The sequence below is a fragment of the Mesorhizobium xinjiangense genome, from assembly GCF_009749525.1.
Lineage (GTDB): Bacteria > Pseudomonadota > Alphaproteobacteria > Rhizobiales > Rhizobiaceae > Mangrovimarina > Mangrovimarina xinjiangensis.
This window is the reverse complement of the sequence record NZ_WOAC01000002.1, coordinates 109,112-134,261: the sequence shown is the minus strand read 5'-3', so window position 1 is coordinate 134,261 and position 25,150 is coordinate 109,112. Positions and strand designations below refer to the sequence as shown.

Annotated in this window: 21 protein-coding genes and 2 pseudogenes; 15 read left to right on the top strand and 8 right to left on the bottom strand. The window is 57.8% G+C overall.

Annotated features, from left to right (window positions below; genetic code table 11):
• Positions 1–112: 112 nt before the first annotated feature.
• Both GM909_RS02900 and GM909_RS25965 read left to right on the top strand, forming a co-directional pair.
• Positions 113–2,080, top strand: coding sequence for a nucleoside-diphosphate sugar epimerase/dehydratase (locus tag GM909_RS02900; protein WP_157014706.1), 1,968 nt, complete (start codon positions 113–115; stop codon positions 2,078–2,080).
• Between the two features lie 19 nt (positions 2,081–2,099).
• Positions 2,100–2,342 (top strand): annotated as a pseudogene (locus GM909_RS25965) (hypothetical protein); the annotation flags it as partial.
• A 15-nt stretch (positions 2,343–2,357) separates the two neighbouring features.
• Here the strand turns inward: GM909_RS25965 and GM909_RS02890 are convergent.
• Positions 2,358–3,383 (bottom strand): LacI family DNA-binding transcriptional regulator, encoded by a 1,026-nt coding sequence (locus GM909_RS02890; RefSeq protein WP_157014705.1) that lies wholly within the window; start codon positions 3,381–3,383, stop codon positions 2,358–2,360.
• A gap of 155 nt (positions 3,384–3,538) precedes the next feature.
• Here GM909_RS02890 and GM909_RS02885 point away from each other — a divergent pair, with 155 nt between their 5' ends.
• The 13 genes and pseudogenes from GM909_RS02885 to GM909_RS02825 all read left to right on the top strand — a co-directional run bounded on the left by GM909_RS02885 (position 3,539) and on the right by GM909_RS02825 (position 15,507).
• Positions 3,539–4,558: a TRAP transporter substrate-binding protein gene (locus tag GM909_RS02885; protein WP_157014704.1), complete on the top strand. Its 1,020-nt coding sequence runs from the start codon at positions 3,539–3,541 to the stop codon at positions 4,556–4,558.
• A gap of 94 nt (positions 4,559–4,652) precedes the next feature.
• Positions 4,653–5,099 carry a TRAP transporter small permease gene (locus GM909_RS02880; RefSeq protein WP_235911629.1) on the top strand — a complete coding sequence of 149 codons (447 nt, stop codon included), beginning with the start codon at positions 4,653–4,655 and terminating at the stop codon, positions 5,097–5,099.
• On the top strand, positions 5,096–6,373 hold the full coding sequence (locus GM909_RS02875) for a TRAP transporter large permease (RefSeq protein WP_157014702.1): 1,278 nt from the start codon (positions 5,096–5,098) through the stop codon (positions 6,371–6,373). The genes GM909_RS02880 and GM909_RS02875 overlap by 4 nt, the downstream gene beginning before the upstream one ends.
• Before the next feature lie 8 nt (positions 6,374–6,381).
• Positions 6,382–6,921 carry a VOC family protein gene (locus GM909_RS02870; RefSeq protein ID WP_157014701.1) on the top strand — a complete coding sequence of 180 codons (540 nt, stop codon included), beginning with the start codon at positions 6,382–6,384 and terminating at the stop codon, positions 6,919–6,921.
• A gap of 8 nt (positions 6,922–6,929) precedes the next feature.
• Complete coding sequence (locus GM909_RS02865) at positions 6,930–8,204, top strand: ribulose-bisphosphate carboxylase large subunit family protein (RefSeq protein WP_157014700.1); 1,275 nt, start codon at positions 6,930–6,932, stop codon at positions 8,202–8,204.
• Positions 8,119–9,447 carry a four-carbon acid sugar kinase family protein gene (locus tag GM909_RS02860; protein ID WP_157014699.1) on the top strand — a complete coding sequence of 443 codons (1,329 nt, stop codon included), beginning with the start codon at positions 8,119–8,121 and terminating at the stop codon, positions 9,445–9,447. The genes GM909_RS02865 and GM909_RS02860 overlap by 86 nt, the downstream gene beginning before the upstream one ends.
• Before the next feature lie 27 nt (positions 9,448–9,474).
• A pseudogene (locus GM909_RS26375) lies at positions 9,475–9,672 on the top strand (polysaccharide biosynthesis protein); the annotation flags it as partial.
• Between the two features lie 37 nt (positions 9,673–9,709).
• Positions 9,710–10,465 carry a polysaccharide biosynthesis protein gene (locus GM909_RS02855; protein ID WP_328600439.1) on the top strand — a complete coding sequence of 252 codons (756 nt, stop codon included), beginning with the start codon at positions 9,710–9,712 and terminating at the stop codon, positions 10,463–10,465.
• Positions 10,466–10,484: 19 nt separating this feature from the next.
• Positions 10,485–10,775 (top strand): ATP-binding cassette domain-containing protein, encoded by a 291-nt coding sequence (locus GM909_RS02850; protein WP_198174103.1) that lies wholly within the window; start codon positions 10,485–10,487, stop codon positions 10,773–10,775.
• Positions 10,776–10,896: 121 nt separating this feature from the next.
• Positions 10,897–12,612 carry an amidohydrolase gene (locus tag GM909_RS02845; protein WP_198174102.1) on the top strand — a complete coding sequence of 572 codons (1,716 nt, stop codon included), beginning with the start codon at positions 10,897–10,899 and terminating at the stop codon, positions 12,610–12,612.
• Positions 12,613–13,067: 455 nt separating this feature from the next.
• On the top strand, positions 13,068–13,856 hold the full coding sequence (locus tag GM909_RS02835) for an ABC transporter permease (RefSeq protein WP_235911597.1): 789 nt from the start codon (positions 13,068–13,070) through the stop codon (positions 13,854–13,856).
• Positions 13,856–14,593: an ABC transporter ATP-binding protein gene (locus GM909_RS02830; RefSeq protein ID WP_157014697.1), complete on the top strand. Its 738-nt coding sequence runs from the start codon at positions 13,856–13,858 to the stop codon at positions 14,591–14,593. Before GM909_RS02835 ends, GM909_RS02830 begins: the two co-directional genes overlap by 1 nt.
• Entirely contained in the window at positions 14,590–15,507 is a 918-nt protein-coding gene (locus GM909_RS02825; RefSeq protein ID WP_157014696.1) for an NAD-dependent epimerase/dehydratase family protein, read from the top strand. Before GM909_RS02830 ends, GM909_RS02825 begins: the two co-directional genes overlap by 4 nt.
• Before the next feature lie 169 nt (positions 15,508–15,676).
• On the opposite strand, the gene GM909_RS02820 is transcribed toward GM909_RS02825, so the two are convergent.
• The 7 genes from GM909_RS02820 to rfbB all read right to left on the bottom strand — a co-directional run bounded on the left by GM909_RS02820 (position 15,677) and on the right by rfbB (position 25,150).
• Positions 15,677–16,666, bottom strand: a complete 990-nt coding sequence (locus tag GM909_RS02820; protein WP_157014695.1) for a hypothetical protein — start codon at positions 16,664–16,666, stop codon at positions 15,677–15,679.
• A 176-nt stretch (positions 16,667–16,842) separates the two neighbouring features.
• Positions 16,843–17,823, bottom strand: a complete 981-nt coding sequence (locus GM909_RS02815; protein WP_157014694.1) for a hypothetical protein — start codon at positions 17,821–17,823, stop codon at positions 16,843–16,845.
• A 174-nt stretch (positions 17,824–17,997) separates the two neighbouring features.
• Positions 17,998–18,720: a class I SAM-dependent methyltransferase gene (locus GM909_RS02810; RefSeq protein WP_157014693.1), complete on the bottom strand. Its 723-nt coding sequence runs from the start codon at positions 18,718–18,720 to the stop codon at positions 17,998–18,000.
• Positions 18,717–19,703 (bottom strand): hypothetical protein, encoded by a 987-nt coding sequence (locus GM909_RS02805; protein ID WP_157014692.1) that lies wholly within the window; start codon positions 19,701–19,703, stop codon positions 18,717–18,719. The genes GM909_RS02810 and GM909_RS02805 overlap by 4 nt, the downstream gene beginning before the upstream one ends.
• Positions 19,696–23,175: a glycosyltransferase gene (locus GM909_RS02800; RefSeq protein WP_157014691.1), complete on the bottom strand. Its 3,480-nt coding sequence runs from the start codon at positions 23,173–23,175 to the stop codon at positions 19,696–19,698. Before GM909_RS02800 ends, GM909_RS02805 begins: the two co-directional genes overlap by 8 nt.
• On the bottom strand, positions 23,172–24,080 hold the full coding sequence (gene rfbD, locus GM909_RS02795; protein ID WP_157014690.1) for a dTDP-4-dehydrorhamnose reductase: 909 nt from the start codon (positions 24,078–24,080) through the stop codon (positions 23,172–23,174). Before rfbD ends, GM909_RS02800 begins: the two co-directional genes overlap by 4 nt.
• Positions 24,077–25,150, bottom strand: coding sequence for a dTDP-glucose 4,6-dehydratase (rfbB, locus tag GM909_RS02790; protein WP_157014689.1), 1,074 nt, complete (start codon positions 25,148–25,150; stop codon positions 24,077–24,079). The genes rfbD and rfbB overlap by 4 nt, the downstream gene beginning before the upstream one ends.

Sequence of the window (25,150 nt, the reverse complement as noted above, 5' to 3'; positions counted from 1 at the left end):
GCGACGAAAATGCGACAGCGTAGCAGTTGGATACTGACGTGCATTTTGGGGCTGGCACGCTAAACGGGGACGAGATCAAAGGGTGCCAATTGCCCGAAGAGCGTTTTCAGAGATGACCAATCTGCTGGAATTCATCTCCAAATTGAATGCCAAGGCACGACGCTGGCTGATCATGCTGCTGGATGTCGCGATGGTGCTCGTCACTATCCCGATCAGTCTGCTGCTTTCGCGCTCCAATCTGGCATTCGATCCATTTTCGGCCGAAGGCTTGGCCGTTTGGACTGGCGTAGCCCTGTTCAGCCATCTGCTGTTCCGCTACAGCGGCTTTTACAACACTGTGTGGCGCTTCGCGTCGACACCTGACTTCTTCAGGATTATCACCAGTTGCGGCATTCTGTCGCTCGCGCTTTATCTGGCGACACATGCGGTGAGCAACATTATCCCGCAGACCGGTCTGAACGAACGCCAGTTCATCGTCTTTTTCCTGGTCGCCTTCACCGTCATCTCGGCACCCCGTCTCATTTACCGTTATCTGCGCGAAGGCGCGGGCTGGCACAGCCTCGGGCTCGACCGGCGCAGCGATCGGCGCAAGCGCGCCCTCTTCGTGGGTAAGCCGGACGAGGCGGACGTGATCATCCGCTTTGCGGAAGCCAATGTGCAGGACGGCAATCGAATCGCGGGGATTCTGGCGACGAATGACGATGTGTCCGTTGGCACCCGTCTGCGCGGCGTGCCGGTCGTCGGCAGCCAGCCGCGGCTGCGCGAAGTGCTCGACGACTACACGAAAGGCACGAGCAGCATCGATCTCCTGATCTTCGGCCAGGGCGTCGAGAAGGAGCTCAAGGAATTTTCCGAGCTCATCCGCATCGCGCGCCAGAACGACGTTCCAGTGGTCCAGTTCTCGGGTTTCTCGCAGGTGCCGCGCGGCGGAAAGATGGTACTCGAAGCCATCGAGATGGAAACGATCCTGCGCCGTTCGACGGTGCCGACCGACGTCGAGCGGCTTAGCAAGTTCCTCAAGGGCAAGCGAATCCTGGTCACGGGCGGTGCCGGCTCGATCGGCCGCACGCTTGTCCGGCGAAGCCTCGAGATGCAGGCGAAATCCGTGCTGGTGGCTGACATTTCCGAATTCGGCATCTTCCAGCTCAAGGATCATGTACGACAGCAGGATCTCGACCGCTTGTCCTGCCGTATCCTCGACATCGGCGACCGGCAGCAATTCACCCGCATCGTCGGCGAATTTCGTCCGGATGTGATCTTTCACGCCGCCGCGCTGAAGCATGTGCCCATCCTGGAGCAGAACTGGGAGTCGGCGATCAAGACGAACGTCTTTGCCACGCTGGCCTGCGCAGAGGTGGCAGCCGAATGCGGGGTGCCTCATTTCGTCATGATTTCCAGTGACAAGGCGGCCGATCCGACCTCGATGCTGGGCCTGACGAAACGCCTTGCCGAGCAGATCGTCAGCGCGCTGCACTACACGAAGCGTGGACCGCGCAAATCCGGCCAGAAGCGCACCAATTTCGTGGCGGTGCGCTTCGGCAATGTCTTCGGCAGCGATGGGTCGGTGGCGACTATATTCCACAAGCAGATCCAGGCCGGTGGTCCCGTCACCATCACCGACCGGGCGATGACACGCTATCTGATGACGATCGGAGAGGCCGTCGATCTGGTGCTGATGGCGGCCGCCGATTCGCAGACCCGCACCCGCTTCGACGATTTCAGCGTCTATATGCTCGACATGGGCGAGCCGGTCTCGATCCTCGATGTCGCCGAGACGATGATCCGGCTGGCCGGCAAGAGGCCCTACAAGGATATCCAGATCAAGTTCACCGGCATCCGCCCGGGAGAAAAGCTGCACGAAGCGCTCAGCGCACAGGGTGAAAAGGTGATATCGATCGACGTGCCTAAGGTCTTCGGACTGCGCACGGGGCTTTTCAACTGGCACGAAATCGCCTGGACGATCGAGCAACTTGCCAAGGCGATCGAACGCGACGACAAAAAGGCGGCAGTTGGCGCGATGAGCAAGCTCGATCGTCCCATTGCCGATGATGGCTCCGAACCCGTTTCGGTCGCTGTCTGAAGCCTTTTCCGTCGTCCGCCTCGATGCCGATATCGACCTCAGCGTGATCGCCCTCGCCACGGCAGCAGCGGACCCGGCGGGCCACTGCTCACGGCCCGATGTCACGCGGCTGTTGCTGCACAAGACGCCGGGCAACCGGGTCACTACGAAGTGGAACGTATCGGAGGAAATGCAACGAAGCGGTGAAAATGCGCCGACGGTTGCATCTTCTCGCACCAAGGTCTTGTCAGGGAAATCGGAGCAGGCTGCCGACGTGACATAGCATTCTACTGCGTCGCTATTTGAGTCGCGTCGGAATGTTCTCGCGAAAGATCACTTCCATGCCGAGCGGACGCTGATGTGTGTCGCCGTTTGTCCGCATATCCGGCGCGCGCGCGAAACGGGCGAGCGTCTGGGTTATGATCTGATCGGGATCGGAATTGATCACCACGTCCATCGTACCCTCGATCAGCAGGCGCCGGGTATCCGGCGTTAGGCCGTGACCTATGAAGACGATGTTGCTCCCCCTGCCCTGTTCGCGAAGAGCCCGGCCAATACCGTCGGACGAGCCGCCGACATTGTAGATGCCGACGAGATCGGCATTCTGCTCGAGCAGCGAAAGCGTATGGCGATAGTTCTCATTGCGGTCGTCGTGACCCTCGCGCATGCCCACCACGCGCAGACCGGGATGTGCTTCTTCGAGCAGGCTCAGAAAACCCATCTCGCGTTCGGCGTGGGCGCGGTAATTGCGGCTGCCTGCGACCAGGGCGACACTGCCCTCGCGCATCTGGCAGAATCGTCCCAAAAGAAACGCCGCAGTCCTGCCGGCGGCCTGGTTGTCGAGCCCCACATAGACCTCCCGCCCTGGATGCGGCAAGTCCGAAACGATGGTGACCAGCCGCGTGCCGCCAGCGCTCACCTCCTCGGCCGCCTCGCGCACCAGCGGATGGTCGATTGCCATGAAGGCGATCCCGTCCGCCCACCCTGCGTGATGACGCAGGGCCGTGGCCAGCGCCTCTGCATCAAAGCCTTCTATGAAGAAGCAGCGCACCGGGATCTCGTCGCGCAGCCTCGTTTCAGCGATGGCGCGCACTTTCTCGCCCAGCAGCCGCAGGTAAGGATTGGCACCTTTGGGCAACAGAAATGCAATGTTGGGTGGGCGCGGCTCGGACAACAGCTTGCGTTCCTCGACCTCGATATAACCGAGTTCCACGGCAGACTTGAGCACGCGGTCGACCGTGCGCGGTTTGACACCCTTGCGGCGGTTGAACACGCGGTCGACCGTTGCCAGCGACACTTGTGCCGCGGCCGCGACATCCGACATCGAAGGCAGGTTTCCACGATCTGATGACACGTCAAAAAACCTCAAAAATGAATGTTTGACGTGAAGCATGACGCTTCCTAGCCTTCTGTCAAGAGGAGGAGAAGTGGCTCGACCCCGCCGTCGAGGCCCCTCCAAACACATCAAGGGAGGTTCGCATGACAAGGCACACGAATTCATTGACCCGTCGCGGAGCGATGGCTCTCGGTCTCGGCGCGGGTGCACTCGCGATGACTCCGCGTTGGGCGGCTGCGCAAACACTGACCCTTCGCTACGGTCACAATAACGAGCCGGCGAGCGTTGCCGGCGCACAGGCAGACTGGTTTGCCGAAGCCGTCGCGAGGCATTCGGGCGGCGACATCGCGGTTCAGGTATTCCCGTCCTCGCAGCTTGGCAAGCTGCAGGAACTGGCCGAAGCGGCGTCGCTCGGAACGATCGCTTTCTCGCACAACACGGCGGGCGGCATCGGCTCGCTCTATGAGCTTTTTGGTGCCCTAGACACGCCCTATCTTTACCGCGATGTCGACCATCTGATGAAGGTCATGGACGTCAACTCGCCGGTGATGCAGGAACTCAATCAGGGCCTGATCGAGGCAGCCAATATCCGCGTCATCTACGCCCACTATTTCGGGCGCCGGAATCTGACCTGCAACAAGGCCATCTACAAGCCTGCTGACCTTGCCGGCGAAAAGATCCGCGCCGTACCGTTTCCGATCTATCAGACCGCCGTGGAGGGTATGGGCGCCGCCCCCGTGCCGGTCGACTGGTCGGAGGTGCCGACCGCGCTCGCCACAGGCGTGGTCGCGGGCCAGGAGAACCCCGTCAACGTCATCCTCAATGTCAAGCTCTACGAGGTTCAGTCGCATCTCATGCTGACGGGCCATATGTCCAATGCCGAGGTGGTCGTCATGAACGAGGACGCCTGGCAGGGGTTGACCGATGCGCAGAAGGATGCGGTTTCCACGGCTTCGCTCGAGATCCGCGAACGCGCGACGAAGGCTATCCAAGAGAATGAGGAAAAGGAAACCGAAGAGCTGCGCAAGCTTGGCATGACGGTGATTGGTCCCGAAGACGGGCTCGACATCGAAGCTTTCCGCGCGTCCGTCTCCAAGCTGGTCGATGAGCGTTTCGGTGAGAAGTACGGTTCGCTGTACGAGAAGATCCGCGCAATCGGCTGATATTTGCTGAGGAGAGGATGCGGCCATGAACGATGGTCTCACGGATCGAGGTGGCGCTCTCAACAGGGCGGTAAGTGCATGCCGCGTGCTGGCGATGCTCCTGCTCGCTCTCATCTGCGTGCTCGTCGTCGGCCAAGTGATTGGCCGCAACCTATTCAACACCGGCATGCCGTGGGCCGATGAACTGTCGCGCTTTTGCGGTGTGGCAATCGTCTTCCTCTGCGTTCCGCTTCTAGCGCTTCGCGATCAGCACGTCGCAGTCGATATGGTTCCAATGATGCTGCCGGAGAAACAAGGCCGATGGATTTCATATTTTACCGAACTGATGGTGCTGGCATTCGCCTGTCTCATGCTGTGGAGTCTCTACGCCTTTCTCGGCCGCGCCTGGAAATTTGCAACGCCGACGCTCAGCATCCCCAACTGGGTATTCTATGCGCCCGCAATCATCAGCTTCACGCTGCTTGCGATCGTCACGATATCGCGGCTCGCAACGCCTTCCTCCAGGCGCTCGCCTGAATCTCCCGACAGAATGTTGCCATGAGCCTTGTCCTGATCGCCATATTCGCCGTCGGTCTGGTCGCCGGCGCGCCGATTGCGGTTGCGCTGGGCCTGGCTTCGGCCGTCACCATCGTGGCGTTCGGATTGCCGGTGCATGTGCTCGCACAGCGATCGGTCAACGCATTGGATTCCACGCCCCTGCTCGCGGTGCCGTTGTTCATCCTTGCAGCCAGTCTGCTCAATGCGATGGGCGTCACCAGGCATATCTTCGAACTGGTACGGCTCGTCGTCGGACGCATTCGCGGCGCCGTAGCGCAGGTGTCAATCCTCGTCAGCCTGATCTTTTCCGGTGTCTCCGGTGCTGCACTCGCCGATATCGGCGCGCTCGGCAAGATCCAGATCGATCAGATGGTCGCCCAGGGTTACCGGCGCGAATTCGGCGCGGGTCTGACCATCGCGGCCGCCACCATCGGTCCCATCTTCCCGCCATCCATCCCGCTCATCATCTACGCCAGCGTGACCAATGTCTCGGCGGTTCAACTGCTCATCGCAGGGATCGTCCCGGCGCTGCTGATCACCTTGTTCCTGATGGCGCAAGTCGCCGTCATGGCGCGCCTGGTCGATCTGCCGCGCGATACAGTGAGCCCCTCGTTGCGCGCCGTCGCGAAAAAGGCATTCATTTCGCTGCCGGCGCTCGCTGCCCCGATCTTGCTCATCGGCGGACTTTTGAGCGGCTATTTCGGGCCGACCGAAGTCGCCGGCGTGACGGTCGCCTACGCGCTGCTCATCGGCTTTTTCGTCTACAGGACACTCACCTTCAAGGCAGTGTGGGAGAGCCTGCGGGAGACCGTGGAGGCGACCAGCGGCATACTCTTCATCGTCGCAACCGCCGCAGTCTTCGCATGGGTATTGACGCTCGATCGCGTGCCGGCGGTGGTCGGGGAATGGCTGCTCGGCATCTCGGACAATCCGTTGGTGCTTGTGCTGCTGGTCAATCTGCTGCTGCTCGTCGTCGGCATGTTCCTGGAATCGATCGCGGCAATCCTGATCATTGCGCCGATCGTCGCGCCGGCGCTCCACGCTGCAGGCTTGGATCCGCTGCAACTCGGAATCGTGTTCGTCCTCAACCTGATGATTGGCCTGCTGACGCCGCCGATAGGCATGAGCCTCTACATGATGTCGATCATAGCGCGGATGCCGGTGCACAGGGTCATCATAGGTGTCTTGCCCTTCTTCCTTCCCCTTCTCCTTTCGCTGCTGGTCGTATCGACGGTTCCCGCCGTCTCGACCTGGCTTCCCCAACTTCTCTCACGGTAGGACTTCTGATGAGCAGGTTTCTGGGCGCTATCCGCCAACTCGGTTATGTCGTCGACGACATCGAATCGGCCATGACGCATTGGCACAAGATGATGGGCGTCGGCCCGTGGTTCTACAACCCGAAAGTGCCGATTGAGGACTATTGCTACGACGGCAAGGCGTACGAACCGCACAATTCGGTCGCGCTCGCCAACAGCGGTTTCATCCAGGTCGAACTGATCCAGTGCCGCAACGATGCGCCGTCGATGTACCGCGACTTTCGCGAGGCCGGCCATCGTGGCCTGCAGCATGTCGCCTATTGGACCCAGGATTATGACCGTGATCTCGCCCGCATGGAGGCCGACGGTTTTCGCCCGAAAATGAGCGGCAAGGTCGGCGAGAACGGCCGTTTCGTCTATTTCGATCGCGAAGCGCACCCGGGGACCGTGATCGAGCTCTCCGAGGTCGTGGGCCCGAAAGGCCGCATGTTCGACATGATACGGGCGGCATCGGACGATTGGGACGGCAGCGACCCAATACGCCCCTTCCCCGATCTATCGGCTATTTGAGGCAAGCCATGCGCCCTGACACGATCGAAGCGAGCTATCTCGTCGAGACCCCGCTGGACCCGGAAAGGGTGGCAGCGATCATGGCCGGCGAACAGTCGAGCGGCACTTTCGTGCGCGTTGCCGGCGAAACGGATGCGTTGCGGGAACGCGCTGCGGCGAAAGTCCTGTCCGTCGAGGAAATTGAAGGCGCCTCATCGCCAAGCCTGTCGAGCGCATATCTCGAACGCAAGCAATTACCGGGCCCCTGGCGGCGGGCAATTGTCCGCATTGCCTACCCGGTCGCCAACATCGGCACCAACCTTCCGACACTTGCCGCCACCGTTGCCGGAAATCTCTACGATCTTGGCGAGGTGACAGGGCTGCGTCTCATCAAGGTGGCGCTTCCGCAGGCTTACCGCGATCGCTTCGAAAGGCCTCTTGTCGGCATCGAAGGCACGCGCAAACGCGTCGGCGCATATGAGCGGCCGCTCTTCGGCACGATCATCAAACCCAATGTCGGCATGCGCCCCCGCGAGATAGCCGATCTGGCCGAATTGCTATGCGAGGCCGGCGTCGACTTCATCAAGGACGACGAGATCTGTGCCGACCCCGACCATGCGCGGCTCGCGGAACGCGTGCCGGCAGTGATGGCGAGGGTGCGGGCCTTTCGCGACCGCACCGGCCGAAACGTCATGGTGGCTTTCAACATAACCGACGAAACGGACGCCATGCGCCATCATGCCGATCTCGTCGAAAAGGAAGGCGGCACCTGCGTGATGGCAAGCCTCAACTGGTGCGGGCTCTCGGCCATGCAATCGCTGCGCCGCGCCACGCCCCTGGCGGTTCATGGCCACCGCAACGGGTTCGGCGCCTTCGCCCGCCATCCGCTGCTGGGCATCGGTTTCGACGCCTATCAGGCGCTCTACCGCCTCGCCGGCATCGATCACATGCATGTCCATGGCATCGGCGGCAAGTTCTCCGACCGGGCCGAAGAGGTCGAGGCGGCGGCACGCCGCTGCCTTCAACCGCTGGCCGTCGATGCTCCAGATGCTTCGGATGCGGTGATGCCGGCATTCTCGTCCGGACAGTGGGCGGGGACCTTGCCGGTCACGGCAAAGGCAGCGGGTTCCGGCGATTTCCTGTTCATGGCGGGCGGCGGCATCCTCGCCCATCCGGACGGACCGGCGGCGGGCGTGAAAAGCCTGCGGCAAGCCTGGGATGCAGTCGCGGCCGGCGAAGATCTCGACACCGCGGCGGCCAACAGGCCGGAACTGGCGGCCGCGATCGACTTCTTCGGCCATTGACATGGCCGACACCGTTTTCATCGGTGACGATTTCACCGGCGCCTCCGACACGCTCGCCACGTTGGCCGAGCGTGGCGCCAGGGCCCGCCTGTTTCTCGACGCGCCCGAGGAGAGCGAGACTGCAGGCCTCGATGCGGTCGGTATCGCGACTGACTTGCGGGCCCGCTCGCCCGAAGAAGCAACGCTGCGGCTCAATTTATTGGCGCAAGCAATGCATGGTCTGGCGCCGCGCTACATTCACTACAAGGTCTGCTCGACCTTCGATTCCGCGCCGCATGTCGGCAGCATAGGCGCTGCGGTGTTGGCACTTGAAGCCGCATTCGCGCCCTCCCGCACGATCGTCCTTGGCGGCCAGCCGAGCCTCGGCCGCTACTGCGTGTTCGGGACCCTATTCGCTCGCGCGCCGGATGGTAAGACATATCGGATCGACCGACACCCGATCATGAGCCGGCACCCGGTGACGCCGATGGACGAAGCGAACTTGCGTATACATCTGCGCAGGCAGGGTCTCGACAAGATCGATCTCATCAGCCGGTCACAACTGCAATCTGCATCGAACGAGGTGGCAGAGACGATCAGGCTCTCGGGCCGCGTATTGATCGACGGGCTCGACCTCACCGATATGGAGCGGATCGGTGAAATCCTGCGCCGGATCGACACCGAAGCCGCACCGCTGCTCCTCATTGGCGCCAGCAGCGTTGCCGAAGCACTCTATCCGCCGTCCGACGCGACGCCTTTACAAAGCGCAACCAAACGAGCCGACGGTCCACGTCTGGCGGTAGCCGGCAGCCGGTCCTCGGCGACTGCCGCTCAGGTCGCAGCGGCAACAAGCTATAAGTGCCTGCCGCTTCATCGCGATCATCTCGAAGCCGGCCAATCACGCTTTGCAAAATCCTGCGCAGAACTGCTTGCCTCGGGTCGAAACGTGCTCATCCATCTCCGGCCCGATCTCGACTACGGCCTGGCGTCCGCGGCACTCTCCGAGCGTTTAGCGGCCCTGACGGCGACGATCGTGCAACTCCAGCAGGTGGCCGCCATCGCAGTCGCCGGCGGAGACACATCCAGCGCGGTCGTCAAACGTCTTGGTTTCCGGAGCCTTTCCTTTGTCGAACGCGCGGGCGCTGGCGTGGCTGTCTGCCGCGGGGATGCGGCTGGATGTGACGTTGACGGAACGCTTCTCCTTCTCAAGGGTGGCCAGGTCGGCGATGTCGGCATGCTCGAGCGCTTTGCAACTGACAAATGACCCAGCAATTGTTGGTGCTGCAGCCAGTTGCCCATCCATGGCATTTTACGACGTCGACACGAACCGCTCGCCCGTCTTCTACGTCGGGCCAAACGACCGAGGCTGCGCCGCGTGTGGATGGCGCTCGCACGTGGGGATATCGGCGACCGGCAGCAATTCACCCGCATCGTCAACGAATTCCGACCGGATATGATCTTTCACGCCGCCGCGCTGAAACACGTGCCCATCCTGGAGCAAAACTGGGAGTCGGCGATCAAGACGAATGTTTTTTGCCACGCTCGCCTGCGCCGAGGTGGCAGCCGAATGCGGCGTGCCTCATTTCGTCATGATTTCCAGCGACAAGGCGGCCGATCCGACCTCGATGCTGGGCCTGACGAAACGCCTTGCCGAACAGATCGTCAGCGCGCTGCACTATACGAAACCTGGACCGCGTAAATCCGGCCAGAAGCGCACCAATTTCGTGGCGGTGCGCTTTGGTAATGTCTTCGGCAGCGACGGGTCGGTGGCGACCATATTCCACAAGCAGATCCAGGCCGGCGGTCCGGTCACCATCACCGACCGGGCGATGACACGCTATCTGATGACGATCGGAGAGGCCGTCGATCTGGTGTTGATGGCGGCCGCCGATTCGCAGACCCGCACCCGTTTCGACGATTTCAGCGTCTATATGCTCGACATGGGCGAGCCGGTCTCGATCCTCGATGTCGCCGAGACGATGATCCGTCTGGCCGGCAAGAGGCCCTACAAGGACATCCAGATCAAGTTCACCGGCATCCGCCCGGGCGAAAAGCTGCATGAAGCGCTCAGCGCACAGGGCGAAAAGGTGATATCGATCGACGTGCCCAAGGTCTTCGGACTGCGCACGGGCGTTTTCAACTGGCACGAAATCACCTGGACGATCGAGCAACTTGCCAAGGCGATCGAACACGACGACAAGAAGGCGGCAGTCGGCGCGATGAGCAAGCTCGACCGCCCCATTGCCGAAGATGGCCCCGAACCCGTTTCGGTCGCCGTCTGAAGCTCTCTTCGTCGTCCGCATGCGCCACCTGACTCGGGGCCAGACCGCGCCACGAAACATTCCGGCGGAGCGTGTCGACGAGCCCTCGATCGGGCTCGAGCCGCGATTCATCGACATGATCTTCGCGATCCTGCAGGATCTCCAGCGGCGCAACGGCAAGTCGATCCTCATGGTCGAGCAGAACGCCAAGAATGGCCTGGAGTTTGCCGATGTCGGCTATGTGCTGGTTTCCGGCCAGCTTGCCCGTGCCGGACACGGCGCCAACCTTGCCGCCGACCCGGAGGTCGACCGCCTCTTCCTTGGAGAGTAGGTTATGCATGAAATTTTGAACGCTCGCGACAGCTCTGGCCCAATACTGTCGCCTTGACTTCGTACCTCCAATGCCAAAAGCTTTAAACTTAAAGCAATGGAGTTTGATGGGAGGAACGAATATGACGGTTCATACCTTTCTCAGGAAAATGGCCTTGCTCAGTTTTGTGAGCGCTGTCGGCATTGGTAGCGCACACGCTCAGGACGGTGCGTCCGACCAGGCCGCTGACATGATCCTACGAAACGGAAATATCCTGACGGTCGATGGTGAGTTCAGTGCCGCTTCGGCCGTGGCGATCGATGATGGCAAATTTGTTGCCGTGGGGTCGGACGAGGAGATAGCGACTTACAAGGACGATGATACTCGGGTCATCGACCTCCAGGGCAAGACGGCCATTCCTGGTCTGCTCGATAACCACCTTCACCAGAACCGCGCAGCCCTGAATGCGCCGCTCGTCTCGCTGCTCGAAGCCAGGTCGATTGCGGATGTTGTCGACGCAATCGGCAGTCGCGTTGAACAGGCCGAGCCGGGCGAGTGGGTCCAGGCCTCCAGCGCCTGGCATGAGAGCACGTTGGAGGAAGGCCGGCTGCCTACTCGAACAGAACTCGATGAAGTCTCCCCGGACAATCCTGTCTTCATTCCCAGAGGCGGGCACGTCGTAACCGTGAATTCAGCGGCATTGGAACTCGCCGGGATAACGGCTGAAACGGAGGACCCCGAGGGCGGTGTCATCGTGCGCGATGAGAACGGCGAACCGACGGGTGTGCTGCTCGAGCACGCGACCGAGCTCGTTGAAGATGTGTTGCCGCCCCCGCCTTCGATCGCGGAACAGACAGAATTGCTGAAGGACTTCATGGCCCAGCTGAACGCGTACGGCGTTGTTGGCGTTGTGGAGCCCGGCCTCAATGACGATCAGATCGCGACCTATCGGCAGCTCCATGAGGCAGGCGAAATGTCGGTACGCACGCATATGCTCTATCGAATACAGGGCATGGAAGGTGCGCAGCATTTTGTCGACACCTACGATCGCAGCGGCAACGACGGCATGCTTTCGATAGATGGTGTGAAATATCTGCTCGATGGCGGCGTGGAAGGCGCACGTCTCTACAAGCCGTATCAAGTCGTCGAAGGCGAGCAGCCGGACCCGAATTACCGGGGCGTGTTGCTCCTCCCGAAGGGTGGAGAGGAAGAACTGGTCAACGCACTTAGCATGGTCGCGAAAGACAACTGGCAGGCTCAAATCCATGCTGTTGGCGACGAGACGATCGATACGGCCCTCAATGCAATCGAAAAGGTCGATCAGGAGATCCCGGTTGAAGATCATCGGTGGGCCATCATGCACATATTCCTGCCCACCGACGAAGCGATGCAGCGCATGAAGGATATGGATATCCTGGCCACCGTTCAGGACCATGCCTTCCTACTCGGGCACAACCAATTGCGCTATTGGGGCGATGAGCGTGCCGGCTATGCGATTCCAATCCGTTCATTGCTCGATGCCGGCGTGGAGACCAGCGGCGGAACAGACGCCCCTGTCCTGCCCGCAAATCCCTTCTACTCCATCTCGTGGATGGTGACGCGCGAACTCCTCAATGGAGATGTTCTCGGTCCGGAGCAGGCGATTTCGCGTGAGGAAGCGCTCAAGCTGTGGACTATCCGCAGCGCCTATCTAATGGGTGTCGAGGATGAACAGGGCTCGATCGAGCCTGGCAAGCGAGCCGACATCGCCGTGCTTTCTGATGACATCATGTCGGTACCCGACGACAAAATCGCCGACATCAGTGCTGTCGCGACGATCCTGGACGGCGAGATCGTCTACGGAGAAGACCGCCTCTAAATCATGAGATCGTCAGCATTCATTGCGTCGGCCTCCACCAGCTTACCACATTGGCCGGCGGCAAGGTGATCGCCGCGCCGGGAAACAAGGTTGCATGAGGATGGGTAAGGCCAACCGCCGCGCCGCCGATTGCAACCTTGGTGCCGAGTTCCGAGGTGCCGATTTCGACAGGGTTGGGGAAACACAGCGGCAGCAACGCGCGCACGCCGATACGAGTTCGGCCCGACCGCCGATCGAACCGCCAAGCACCACCTTGCCGGGATTGGTGATGGCACAAATTGCGACCACCGTGCGCGCAACGTAGCGCGCCGTCTCGTCAAGCACCTTGATGACTTGCGCGGGTTGTAGATCGTCGGTGAAGACGATGGCCAATACGGCTCGGATTCTGTCTGGATATGCGCTTTGCAATCCGTCCTGCCTATGCTACCTGCCCGCAGCCCTTTACGTGAGGACGAATGGCCAAGGTAATTGCAAGCGCGCTCGCGGATATCGGCGCCGGCCTCAAGATGAGGCGGGTATGGATGGCGCTGGCGCAGGAAGATATCGGCGACCAGCATCGGCGCACGGCACTTGGGCCGGTCTGGCTGCTCCTCAACTATCTCGCCTTCGCCGGAACCTTCATCTTCGTCTTCCAGCGCGGCGACTCCAGCGCACCGCATTATGCCGCCTATGTGGCCACCGGATTGCTCGTCTGGTTCTACATCATGGAGACCCTGACCCAGAGCGTCACATTGTTCGTGCGCGAGGAGAATTTCATCAAGGGAACGACCCTGCCTTTGTCGGTCTATATCATGCGCATGGCGACCCAATCGGTCATGCGGGCTGGTTATGCGCTGATCGGATGCCTGGCGATCCTCGCCATGAGCGACGTTGCATTCACGCCGATGTGGGCGTGGTCGGCGCTGGCTGTTCTCCTCATTATATTCACCGCTCCGGCAGCGATTACCACCTTCGCCTTTCTCGGCGGCTATTTTCCCGACAGCCAGTTCCTGGTGTCGAATCTGATGCGCATCGGCATGTTCCTGACCCCCGTCTTCTGGACGCCCGGCGGCCACGGCATCCGCAACGCCTTCTACTACTTTAACCCCTTCACCTATTTCTTGGAGATCGTGCGGATCCCCATCATCGCCGCCAATGTGCCGGTGCGTTCCTTCATCTTTTGCGCCATTATCAGCGCATTGTTGTGGGGTGTGGCGCTCATCCTGCTCGGGCGGCTGCGCAAACAGGTGGTCTTCGTTCTGTAATGGTTTCCATTCGCGTCGAGAACCTCAGCCTTATCTACCGGCTGCGCCAAAAACTCACCTTCAGGCCGCGTGACAATCGCATACCTGCGGGCGGACGCATCGGCGGCAAGGGGCGCACACGCTTCGTCACAGCACTAGATGGCGTCAGCTTCGCGCTCGAAGCCGGTGACCGGCTGGGCCTCGTCGGCTCAAATGGCGCGGGCAAGACAACGCTCCTGAAGGTGCTCTATGGCATCTATGAGCCGACGTCCGGCACGGTCGACATCGACGGTCGGGTTGACGCTCTATTCAATATCAATCTCGGCTTCCGACGCGAGGCGACCGGCCGGCGCAACATCGAGTTGCGCGGCCTTATCAACGGCTGGAGCCCCGAGCAGATCGAAGGGCGCATGGCAGACATCATCGAGTTCAGCGAGCTCGGCGACTTCATCGACCTGCCATTCAAGAGCTACAGCCAGGGCATGGCCGCACGCCTCGCCTTTTCGATCGCAACGGCCATGGAGCCGGAAATCCTGCTCATGGACGAATGGATCGGCGCCGGCGACCCGGCCTTTCAGGAAAAGGCGAGGGCGCGCATGGGCGAATTGGCCGAGAAGGCGGGCATCATCGTACTAGCGAGCCACAATCACGGGCTCTTGAGTAAGACGTGCAATAAGGTGCTGGAATTGGGGAACGGAAGGTCAAACTATTTCGGATCGTCGGATGACTTCTTTGAAGGGAGGAACGGCGCGACATGATCGGAGTCTATGGCGCAAACGGTTTCATCGGCCGTCATCTGGTCAGGCGTCTCGTCGCGACCGGCCACCCTGTTCGGGCAGTTTCCCGGCGATACGACAAGCCATTCATCGAAGAGTTTGAAAGCCGACTCGAGCGTGAGGAAGCCGACCTGCGCCAGCCGATCGCGATGGCTTCATCACTACAGGGTATCGAAACCGTTGTACAGCTTGTAAGTACATCAAGCCCAGGGCTTGGAAACGATCACGCTGTCTCTGACATTAACGAAAATGTGGTCCCGCACGTCGAATTCCTTCGAAATTGCGTAAAGGCCGGCGTGAAGCGTTACATATTCCTGTCTTCCGGCGGTACGGTGTACGGTCCAGAAGCGCCGGTCCCCACGCCCGAGACTGCGCCAACCGATCCAATAAGTTCGCATGGGCTGACAAAGCTCATCGTGGAGAAATACATCCAGATGCATGGCCATGTGGATGGGCTTGAGTATGTCATCTTGCGTCTGGCAAACCCGTATGGCCCCGGCCAGGAATTCCGTAAAGGGCAGGGTCTGATACCAGCCATTTTCGACCAGTATCGAAGGCGATTGCCCGTTCGTATCCTTGGTGATGGCACCGCCAGGCGCGACTATGTCTTCATAGAGGACGTTACCGACGCCATAGTTGCGTCGGTCGAACTGTCCTTTGCTCCGCAATTGGTGCTCAACATCGGTAGCGGCGAGACGAAATCGGTAATCGACGTGATTGAGACAATCGAAGACGTTACCGGTCACCGCTTCGAGCGCAACTACGTCGATGCGCGCAAGACCGACGTCACCATCAGCAGGCTGGAGATTGCTCAAGCAGTCAGAGTTCTGGGGTGGATGCCTCGAACCACTTTCCGGGAAGGCATAGCGGAAGTTTCAGCAAACATGGCGCGGTAAGCATGGTCGGTACGGGTTTTGACATGAGCCAGGGCAAGAATGATCACTGCGTCGTATTGCCAGCCGAGCACCATGTTCCGCTTGGCAACTCATCGGATGGGATGACGATCAGATGTAGCATGTAGGTGGCGAAGCTGCGAAGTTGATTTCGCCGAGCTTTGAACGGGCATTAGTTGGCTTGGCCGACCAAGTTTAGAACCTGTGCGCGACTGTAGAGGCGCTCAACGATTGATGGCCTCAATGCTCGTTTCATTGCCTTTACGTCAGGGGAAAACGGAGCCCAAAGCGGGTCGTCGTCGTACCGCTCCAGGTCGAAAAACTCTCTAACGTTGCCGAGTTCGAATTCTTGAACCACCTGCCGATAGTGAGCGTCGAATGTATTGTTGAACCTCCTGCGATCACTTGGGGAACGGAAATAGCGGGCCGGGTCCTTCGGCAAAATGGTGGGGTTGCTGGATATCCTCTTTAGAACGGATCGCTTCTCCTGTATTGGCGTACGAGATAGGAGGTGGATTGCGGGTCTACTGAGCATCGCGTTGACCTTGCTCCCCACCAAGCTATTCACATCCTGCCAGACTTCAGGACGTCCAATTGCGGCAAAGAAGTCTGCGCCGATGGATCCATTTGGCCAGAGTGCCTTGCTGTAGGGACGAATTACGATGTTCGGCTTGCCAACGGCACGGACGAATGGGTCGAGTTTCGCAAGAACATTAGTCGGATAGAATACCTCGCTGATGCTGCCACAAAAATTGACCTTAACCACCTCTGAATAGACACTCTCGATGATGTGGTCGAATCTCCTGAGGTAGAAGATGAACCGGACTTTAGCATTTGGGAAAAGCGCAACGAGCCGATCGGCCGCCTGTGCCTGGAGCGCGGGCTTGGCAAATCCTTCTGCCGAAAGGAGCAAGGTATCACATTCAGATTCCAAATCGAGCCGTTTGGCGATATGCACAGCAAAATCTTCGCCAGCTGAGTAGGTGATGAACGCAATGCTATGATTGCCTTGGTGGCGCTTGGATGGCTCTATGGCGGGGTAATGGATTGAATGCCGGGCCAAATGAGAAGTGTTATGTAGAAACAATCGCTGCAAAAAGGAGCTTCCTGTCTTAGGAAGTCCACAATGCACAATTACTTGCTTGTATCGATCTGTCTGCATTGGCCGTCCCCATGTGCCGATAACAGACGTCTTGCATAGGTAACGTCATATTTCAACTCTTGACTGTATATTAATGTCTTTGATCGCAGGCGGCAAGATCGGCGGTGAGCATAGGGTTATCTGGAGAAATCTTTGAGTTCGATCACTGGTTCCTGCTCCGCCCAATTTGGCTTCTGTCATAAGCGCGGGAATACGGATAGCGGCTCCGCGAGTTGGTCTGCGAACCCCGCAAGGTAGATCATCAACCTCTCCTGGGACGGCTCAAACGGTGTCCAGTCGGGATCGTCGGAATAGTCGTGGAGGTTTAGAAATTCCGCGATGCTGCCAAGCCGGAATACGTCGGCGAGATGCTGGTTCGCGGCCTCGAGAGTCTTGTTCATGCGCTGCCGATCCTGCGGAGAACGGAAGAACCGAGCCTTGTCGCGGTAGTCAGCAAGCGGATATTCGACCAAGCGTCGCAGAAGAAGTTTCTTCGCAGCCGGTGATCTCAACCGGGACAGCAGGAACGTCTCGGGCCTTGTTAAGGCCTCGTTGACCCGATCGTCCTTTGCTTGCTCCATCTCGGTCCAGGCCTCCGGCGCGCCGATGGCCCCGAGGAAATCAGCACCGAGGGAACCGTCTGTCCAAAGCAACTTGTTGTAGGGGCGCAAGATGACATCGTCCCTGCCGAAGGCGGCGATGAACGGTGCAAGCAGATCGTTGAAATTCAGCGGATACGGTGCATCCGTGATGTCGCCGCACAGGTCCTGTTTGGCGCGCTGGATGTAGACGCCTTCGATGAGGTGGTCGAAGCGGCGCAGATAGAATATCAACTGGATTCTGGCATTTGGCGCTGATCTCCTCAGGCTTTCCAAAAAGGCCGAATGGTTCTCGATCTTCAGGAACCCTTCGCCAGAAATGAGCAGGCAATCACAATCAGACTCGAGGTCGAGTGACCGTGACAGGGTCGCTTCCACTTGGAGCGATTTGTTGATTCCCGCGACCGTGACGCTGTGATTGCCTTCGTAAATGTCGCCGGCAGGCGACTTGAAAGACGGATAGTGGATGGAGTGCCTAGCAAGCGCAACGCGATTGGCGAAAAACATCTGCTGCAGGTAGGATGTGCCTGTCTTGTGCAGGCCGCAATGGATGATGATATCTCTATAGTTCCCAAGCATAGGTCCCGGTCACATCTTTGCTCGATGCCGCAAACATCCAAACATCTGGTAACTCTAGCCTGTAGGTGACCGCATGCTAAATCACATAGTTGCATGGCGACTACAGAGAAGAGGCAGCGCAGGCCGCAACGACCCTATCGCCCCAACAACGCCGTCTGACGTCGGAATAGTCAACTAGATTATCTGCAATTTGCGTCCTCGCAAATCCGAATGCCCGCGATCAAGATCGATGGTCCCTTTCGCTTCTCCAGCCTTCTCAACAACTACCATATCGCGAAGGACGGTTATCTTGTCCATCAGATGACTGTTTGGCATGTTTATCACGAGTTCCAAGACGAGATTTGTCAGTGCTGGTTTGTCGTGCCAAGGATGCGTCTCTAGTTGGGAAGAATGTTTGTGTGACCAAGACCAGTCCTCCAGAACGTATAGTCCTCCTGGCTTGAGAAGTGGAAATGTCAGTTGAAAGGTGTCGCGCGACAGCGTGTAGTGATGCGACGCGTCGTCAACAATCAGGTCGATACCTTCGGGGAAATGACGACTAAGAATTCTCGGAAGGTCCGCACTATCCTGCGACACGCCATATAAAGTGTCAATGTATGGCCTGTCTCTACGGTATTCATCAAGCGCGGGAATAGATTTGCGGATATCGATGCCCACCAGCTTATCAGGGTTGTAAAGCTTGTCGAATAGCACCATAGAGCCGCCTTCAAACATACCAACTTCAAGGACGTGTTTTGGTTTTCGGCTTCGTAGACCTCTGTAGAAATCAAGAAAAATATCTGTCTTTACAAGGATAAATTCGTGACATGTGGACTTTCCGCGATCCTTACCAGCACGGTTGTCCTGGACGAAACGAATACCATCCATTTCAAAGGTTTTAAGCTGATTGGCCGTCATTTCTTTCCCTTTTTGTGCATTCCGTATACAAGTTCAGTAAGAAATTCTAATTGCTGACGCTGTACATCGCTATCTGAAACATGGTAATAGTCGCCTTCGACTACTGGTGAGAATAACTCTCCTGGCGTGTCGGGAAAATAGCTATCCTTTACCCAACGATTCGAAACAGCATATTTCTGAACGATAGCGTGCCGCTGAGAAAATGTAAGCGATGATTCCTTGCTGTTCTTAAAAAACCTGTCACCTGTCATTGCCTGCACGAAATTGTAAAAATCATTGTCATGCGCATCCCTAAAGATCGCACTGTTTCCTTTAACCAAGTTCATTACGGCATCGGCGTAACTTGGGTTGATTTGCTTTTTGGGATACGACAATTCTGAAAAGGGGATCGATAGATCAAGTAAGCCGTAGAAGTCAGCGACAACATCGCCATCCACAAGTTTCTTGCGGTCAAAAATACGAACTTTAATATTTTTTCGCGGGACGACTGTCTCCCATCTCTCCAAGTAGGTGCGCCAGTTGCCGAATTGGCCGATTGCGCTGATCGCCCAGGCCCAAAAATCGCTATTCGTCTTGGAATGCCATTGCTGCCAGCTTGACGTGAAATAGTCATCCTGACGCCGAATATAGATGACGATTTCAATGTCGTACTGCTGCGCCAGCTCCTTGAAAAGAGCAGGAGCGACCGGATTGGCCGTCAGGTTTTCGGCGCTAAGAAGCACTGCAGATGCGTTCGGTTCAAGTGCGAATATGTCATGTAGGGCGCCTGAAAGAACTTTTGCACCTTCGCTCGGATTGTCAAATAGGAGTTGGAAGCTCCAAACATGATGCCCGTCTATTTTTCCAGACAGTTCGAAGTTTGTACCAGGAACGACAATACCCGCATCGCGTAGCCTTCTTGCATTTATGGAAATGAAATTCTGTATTGCGGAACTTCCTGTTTTGTTTGCTCCGATGTGAACTACTATCCTCTTTTTATTCAAAAGCCGCCTCCAGAATTGAAGAATATAGTGATGAATAATCATCTGCAATATTTTCTATCTTATATGATTTCGCAGCCTTGATGGCGGATGCGGAGTATTCTATTCTCGATTCTTCAGGCAGCATCAGTTCCATTGCGTTCTCTAGCGACTTGGTGAATCGCGCAGTATCGCGGACTGGCTCCAGTAGTATGCCAGTGGGGCGAGTATTTGGCGGCTCGATCATAGACGCAATCTCGCCGATGCGGGTCGAGATCACAGGGGTTCCGGTTTGCAGCGCTTGGATCACACAAAGTGGAAATGACTCGCCGGCGAAGCGTGTTGGGACAATTGCGACGTCACTTAGTCGGTAGAGACCATGAATATGCGACTGGTAACCGAGAAATGTAATGTTTGGGTCGGTGCCATGAATTTCCTTGTGGCGATCAGCCTGTTCACCCTCGCCGCACAGCAATAGATGGAGCTTGTGTTCTGGATGCCTGTCTCTCAGCTGCGCGAATGCGTTGATCGATGCCCTCCAGCCTTTTCGGGGAATGCCCCGAGCGACCAGAGTGAAGACGATCGCATCCTTTGGGATGCCCATTTGGGCTCGTGTCTGCGGGAAAGGCCTGTGGTCGATTGGCATGCCATTCTTAAGTTTGGTGCGATTTCCCTCCGGGAGTGGAACGGATTCGATTGGCGTCAAGTTCTTGTCGGCCGTGTACACCCAGTGTGTTACCCTTTGGACGATCTTCGACAGGCGCACCTTCTCCAAGCTACCAGACTCATAGGAGCCGTGCAGAGTAACAAGATAAGGAATCCTCGTCTGCATTCGGCATTGTTCAAACAAGAAAATCTCCAAAGAAACCATGTGCGAATGAATGAGTGATATTCCAGCCTCGGACAGGAAGCGGTCTGCACCGATCTCAGCGACCCAGGACGCATCGTAAACGGCGATTGCTGGGTTTAACGATTCCAGCATGTCGCGGTTCACATGACTCATGTCGAGGGCCAGCATGGAGACCTGGTGGCCCTTGGCGTATAATTCGTTCGCAAGATTGATCGGAAATACTTCGCCTCCACCGGAATGAAAGCCAAGAAAGGCCATAAGAATATGTGGCCTCTGGCGATCGATCGTCAGCAGCTTGTCTTTGTCGAGGTATTGTCTGAGCGGCCCCAGCTTCTTCTCCAGTTTGAAGTGCCGGTACTGAGTTTCGACCTTGGAGACAAACTTCTCGACGGTTGCGGCCGGCACACCCCAAGTGCTGCGAAGCAGGGCCATCAGCCGGTAGTGTTCCTCATAGTATTGCGGTGTAACGAAGGATGAAACCGAGGTGTTGGAGCCGTGCTGACGGAAATAGGCGATTGCGGCGGGGTCGAAGACAATCTGCCCCCCCTGCGCCAAATGGCAATACAAGAACCAATCACCGACAACGGAAAAAGTCTCGGCTTCCTCCCACACGGATGAAGGGAGGTCCTGGCGGCGCCAGATGCAGCCGCCGACATTGGCGATGACGTTATTAACACCAAACCCACCCACAAACCACCGATGCGCTGGTCTCACGAGGGGTTCGTTCCATATGCCGCCTTCAGCGCCTTCGCGGTATTGGTCGAGTCCGGCTTGTGGTTTCCCTTCGCTGTTGCAGAACTGAATACATCCAAAGGCAATATTCACGCTTCTATCGCGAAAATAGGGAACCAGATTTGCAAGAAAATCTGGTTCGCAGAAATCGTCGCTTTCGCAAATCCAAGCGAGGTCACCTTCGCTGTTCTCGACTCCTTTACGCCACTGGCGAAAGACATTTCCAGAATTCTTCTCGTTGAAGATCGCCCTGATCAGATTCGGAAATCTGGTGCGATAGCTTTCTATTATGTTCCGACTATCGTCACTCGAACAATCATCGAGAATGATGATCTCAAAATTGCGGTAACTCTGAGCAAGTATCGAGTCGATACGCCTTTCAAGAAAACGCGCATGATTGAAGTTTGGAACGATGACTGAAATTTTCGGCTGGAATTCCATTCTCTCCAGCCGCTTTTGATGCGGCAATGGAGAACGTTTTTCCCGCTGGCCGTGCAGAATATAGTGGACGAAAGGGTTTGTTCCAGCGCGCGCGATATCGGGATAGCGGCGCAGATAGAACAAGACCGAAAAATTTGTAGAAGGGTCTCGTCCTTCCCGCCAGCCCTGACACATGAAGTGCTCAAAAGGGTCAATCTTAGCTTGTGCTACGTCCGGATTGTTTTGGAGATAGTATTCGGAATCGAATGCGTTGCGTACACGATCGGCTTCTATTGGAGAGTAGGATTCCAGCATCTCCGCGAGACTGCTTGGATTGGAGAGCCTACCTTCGCGCAGCAGAGCGGGAAGACGCGTAATGCCTCTACGCATCGTTGATACAGTCAGTTGCCTTTCCCGAAACAGGTTCAAGGCTACAGCTGTTGCGGTGCGCAACTGGGTAGTCGTTTGTCTAATCGTCCGCATTGGTCGTGTTACGCGCCACGAGGCACTTGTCTGGATCGCTGACAGGGCTTGACGTGCATTGTCGCGCTCCAATGCAGCCTGCCTCGCATGTTTTATGGTAGTTTCGACACGGTCCTCTAGCGCGGCGTAGCGCTCTTGCAAATTGGCCGCTGCCTCCCGAGTTTCCGCCAGTTCCTGAGTGAGGCGATCTATGGTGCCTTTCTGTTGGCGCAGCTGGTGTTCTCGAATTGCGAGCTGTTGCCTCCAGGACTTCAGCACCTGAGATGCCTGGATATCCTGCTCAAGCATACCTCCATCAATTCGGGGCAACTCCTCATCGGAAGCCACACCTATGAGATACCGCGCCCTTGCTACTCCAAAGTCGGGGGATCTCGGCGCCTCCGATAGGTCGTAGTTGACGAATCGCGAGGAAGATCTTTCTGAGATTATTGCAGAGCCATATAGTATTCTTTGTCCGAAAACATCGAAATTCTTAAAATACCGTGACAACAACTCAAAGAAATCGCGCTTGTATAGCTCTTTTACATGGAAAGGATTGGAGTAGCCGGACTTTTCGGAATACTCTAGCTTGTCTGGGCTCGATACAATCAGAACTCCATCAGTGCGTAATACGCGCTTGATCTCCGACATCATTTGCTCATGTTCATCGTGATGCTCAATCGTTTCGAAACTCACGACCACATCAACACTATTGTTCTCTAGCGGGATTGAAGAACAAGAGCCAACATTGAATTCTATACCAGCTTCTGAGTATTTCCCGCGCGCGTGATCTACCGCCTCGGACGAGATGTCGACGCCGAAGACTTGAATTGCATGGCGAGCCAGAATTGCGCTTCCATACCCCTCGCCGCAGGCAATGTCCAAGACCGACTTATCTTTTACGAGTTGGCAAGCCAAGAGATACCGATGGATATGTTCTAACTCGATCTCGCCTTGCAATTCGGGAACATAGCGCTCTCCCGTAAATTGCATTTGGAGAATGTCGGCTTTCGATAAGGCCTCACCGGTCATGCGTTCTCCGTCCCCTTTTCATTTGCGCTCACCAGCCGCGCCACAACCACTTCCGTCGATCTCTCCCACTTCGGTGCCGTCCAACCGAACCCCCGCGCCAGCTTCCCCGTCGCCAGCCGTGAGTTGGCCGGGCGGTTGGCCTTGGTTGGGAAGTCGCTGGTGGCGATGTCCTTCACCGTAGCGCTTGCCCCCCCATAATGGCTGTTCGTTGCCAGAATGTGGCGGGCAAAACCGGCCCAATTCGTCTCGCCCGTACCGGCAAGGTGATTGATACCCCAAGCGTCGAAATCGGAGTCCTCGCGCAGCCGCGTGGCTACGTGCAATATGCCATCAGCGATGTCCAATGCCGAGGTCGGGTTGCCCCACTGGTCGGCAACGATCGTCAGTTCGTCGCGTTCGGCGGCCAACCCTAGAATGGTTTTGACGAAATTCTTGCCAAACGGGCTGTAGACCCAGGCCGTTCGCAGGATGAGGTGATGGGGGTTGGCGGCTGTGACTGCCTCCTCGCCGGCAAGCTTGGAGGCTCCGTAGACACCCTGCGGCGCAGGGCGGTCGTCCTCCGTATATGGCTCGGCCTTCTTGCCGTCGAAGACATAGTCGGTCGACAGGTGGATCACCGGTACGCCAAGGTCAGCCGCTGCCGCCGCGACATGGCCGGCGCCCGCTGAATTGACGGCGAAGGCCGTCTCCGGCTCGTCCTCGGCCTGGTCGACCGCCGTATAGGCGGCGGCCGAGACGACGATATCGGGCTGGACGGCAGCAATCGCCGAACGGATCGTATCGGGCTTGAGAAGGTCGAGTTCCGGCCGGCCCAGCGCAACGACCTCCATGTCGGGCCGGGCCTCGGCACGTTCCAGAAGGCTCTGGACGACCTGGCCTTGTCTACCGGTGACGGCGATCTTCATTGCGCCTCCGCCATTGCCTTGCCGAGGCGCTCGCCGCCATAATTTCCCTCGCGGATCGGGCGCCACCACCAGTCATTGTCGAGATACCAGCCGACGGTGCGGGCAAGACCGCTCTCGAAAGTCTCCTGCGGTTTCCAGCCCAGTTCACGTTCGATCTTGGAGGCATCGATCGCATAGCGCCGGTCGTGTCCCGGCCTGTCGGTGACGAAAGTGATCAGTTCGCGATAGCGTTTGCCGTACACGCGCGGGCGTATCCCGTCGAGGGTATCGCAGATCGCCTCGACGACCGACAGATTGGTGCGCTCGGCCCGTCCGCCGATATTGTAACTTTCGCCAAGCGCCCCTTTCGTCAACGCCAGTTCCAGGGCACGCGCGTGATCCTCGACATAGAGCCAGTCGCGCACATTGGCGCCTGCGCCGTAGACCGGCAGCGGCTTTTCCTCGAGCGCGTTGAGGATGACCAGAGGGATCAGTTTTTCGGGGAAATGATAGGGGCCGTAATTGTTGGAGCAGTTGGAAAGCACCACCGGCAGGCCATAGGTTTCATGCCAGGCGCGCACGAAATGATCAGATGCCGCCTTGGAAGCCGAATAGGGCGAAGACGGTGAATAGGGCGTCTCCTCGGTGAAGATGCCGCTGTCGAAGGGAAGATCGCCAAACACCTCGTCCGTCGAGACGTGATGAAAGCGGAATGCTTCCTGCCCCTCAGAAGATAGGTCGCGCCAATGGGAAAGCACTGCGTTCAACAGCCGGAACGTGCCCACGACATTGGTCTCGACGAAAGCGCCTGGCCCATCGATCGAGCGGTCGACATGGCTTTCGGCGGCCAGATGCATCACCGCGTCCACCTTCTCGGCGCGCATGATGGCGAGCATTGCCTGGTCGTCGCAGATATCGGCCTGATGGAAGACGTAATTGGGATGGTTCTCGATCGGCCTGAGCGAGGCGAGATTGCCGGCATAAGTCAGTTTGTCGACATTGACGACCCGAATCTCCGGCCTGTTCGCAAGATGGCGGCAGACCGCCGATCCGATGAAGCCCGCCCCTCCAGTCACCAAAATGGTCTTCAT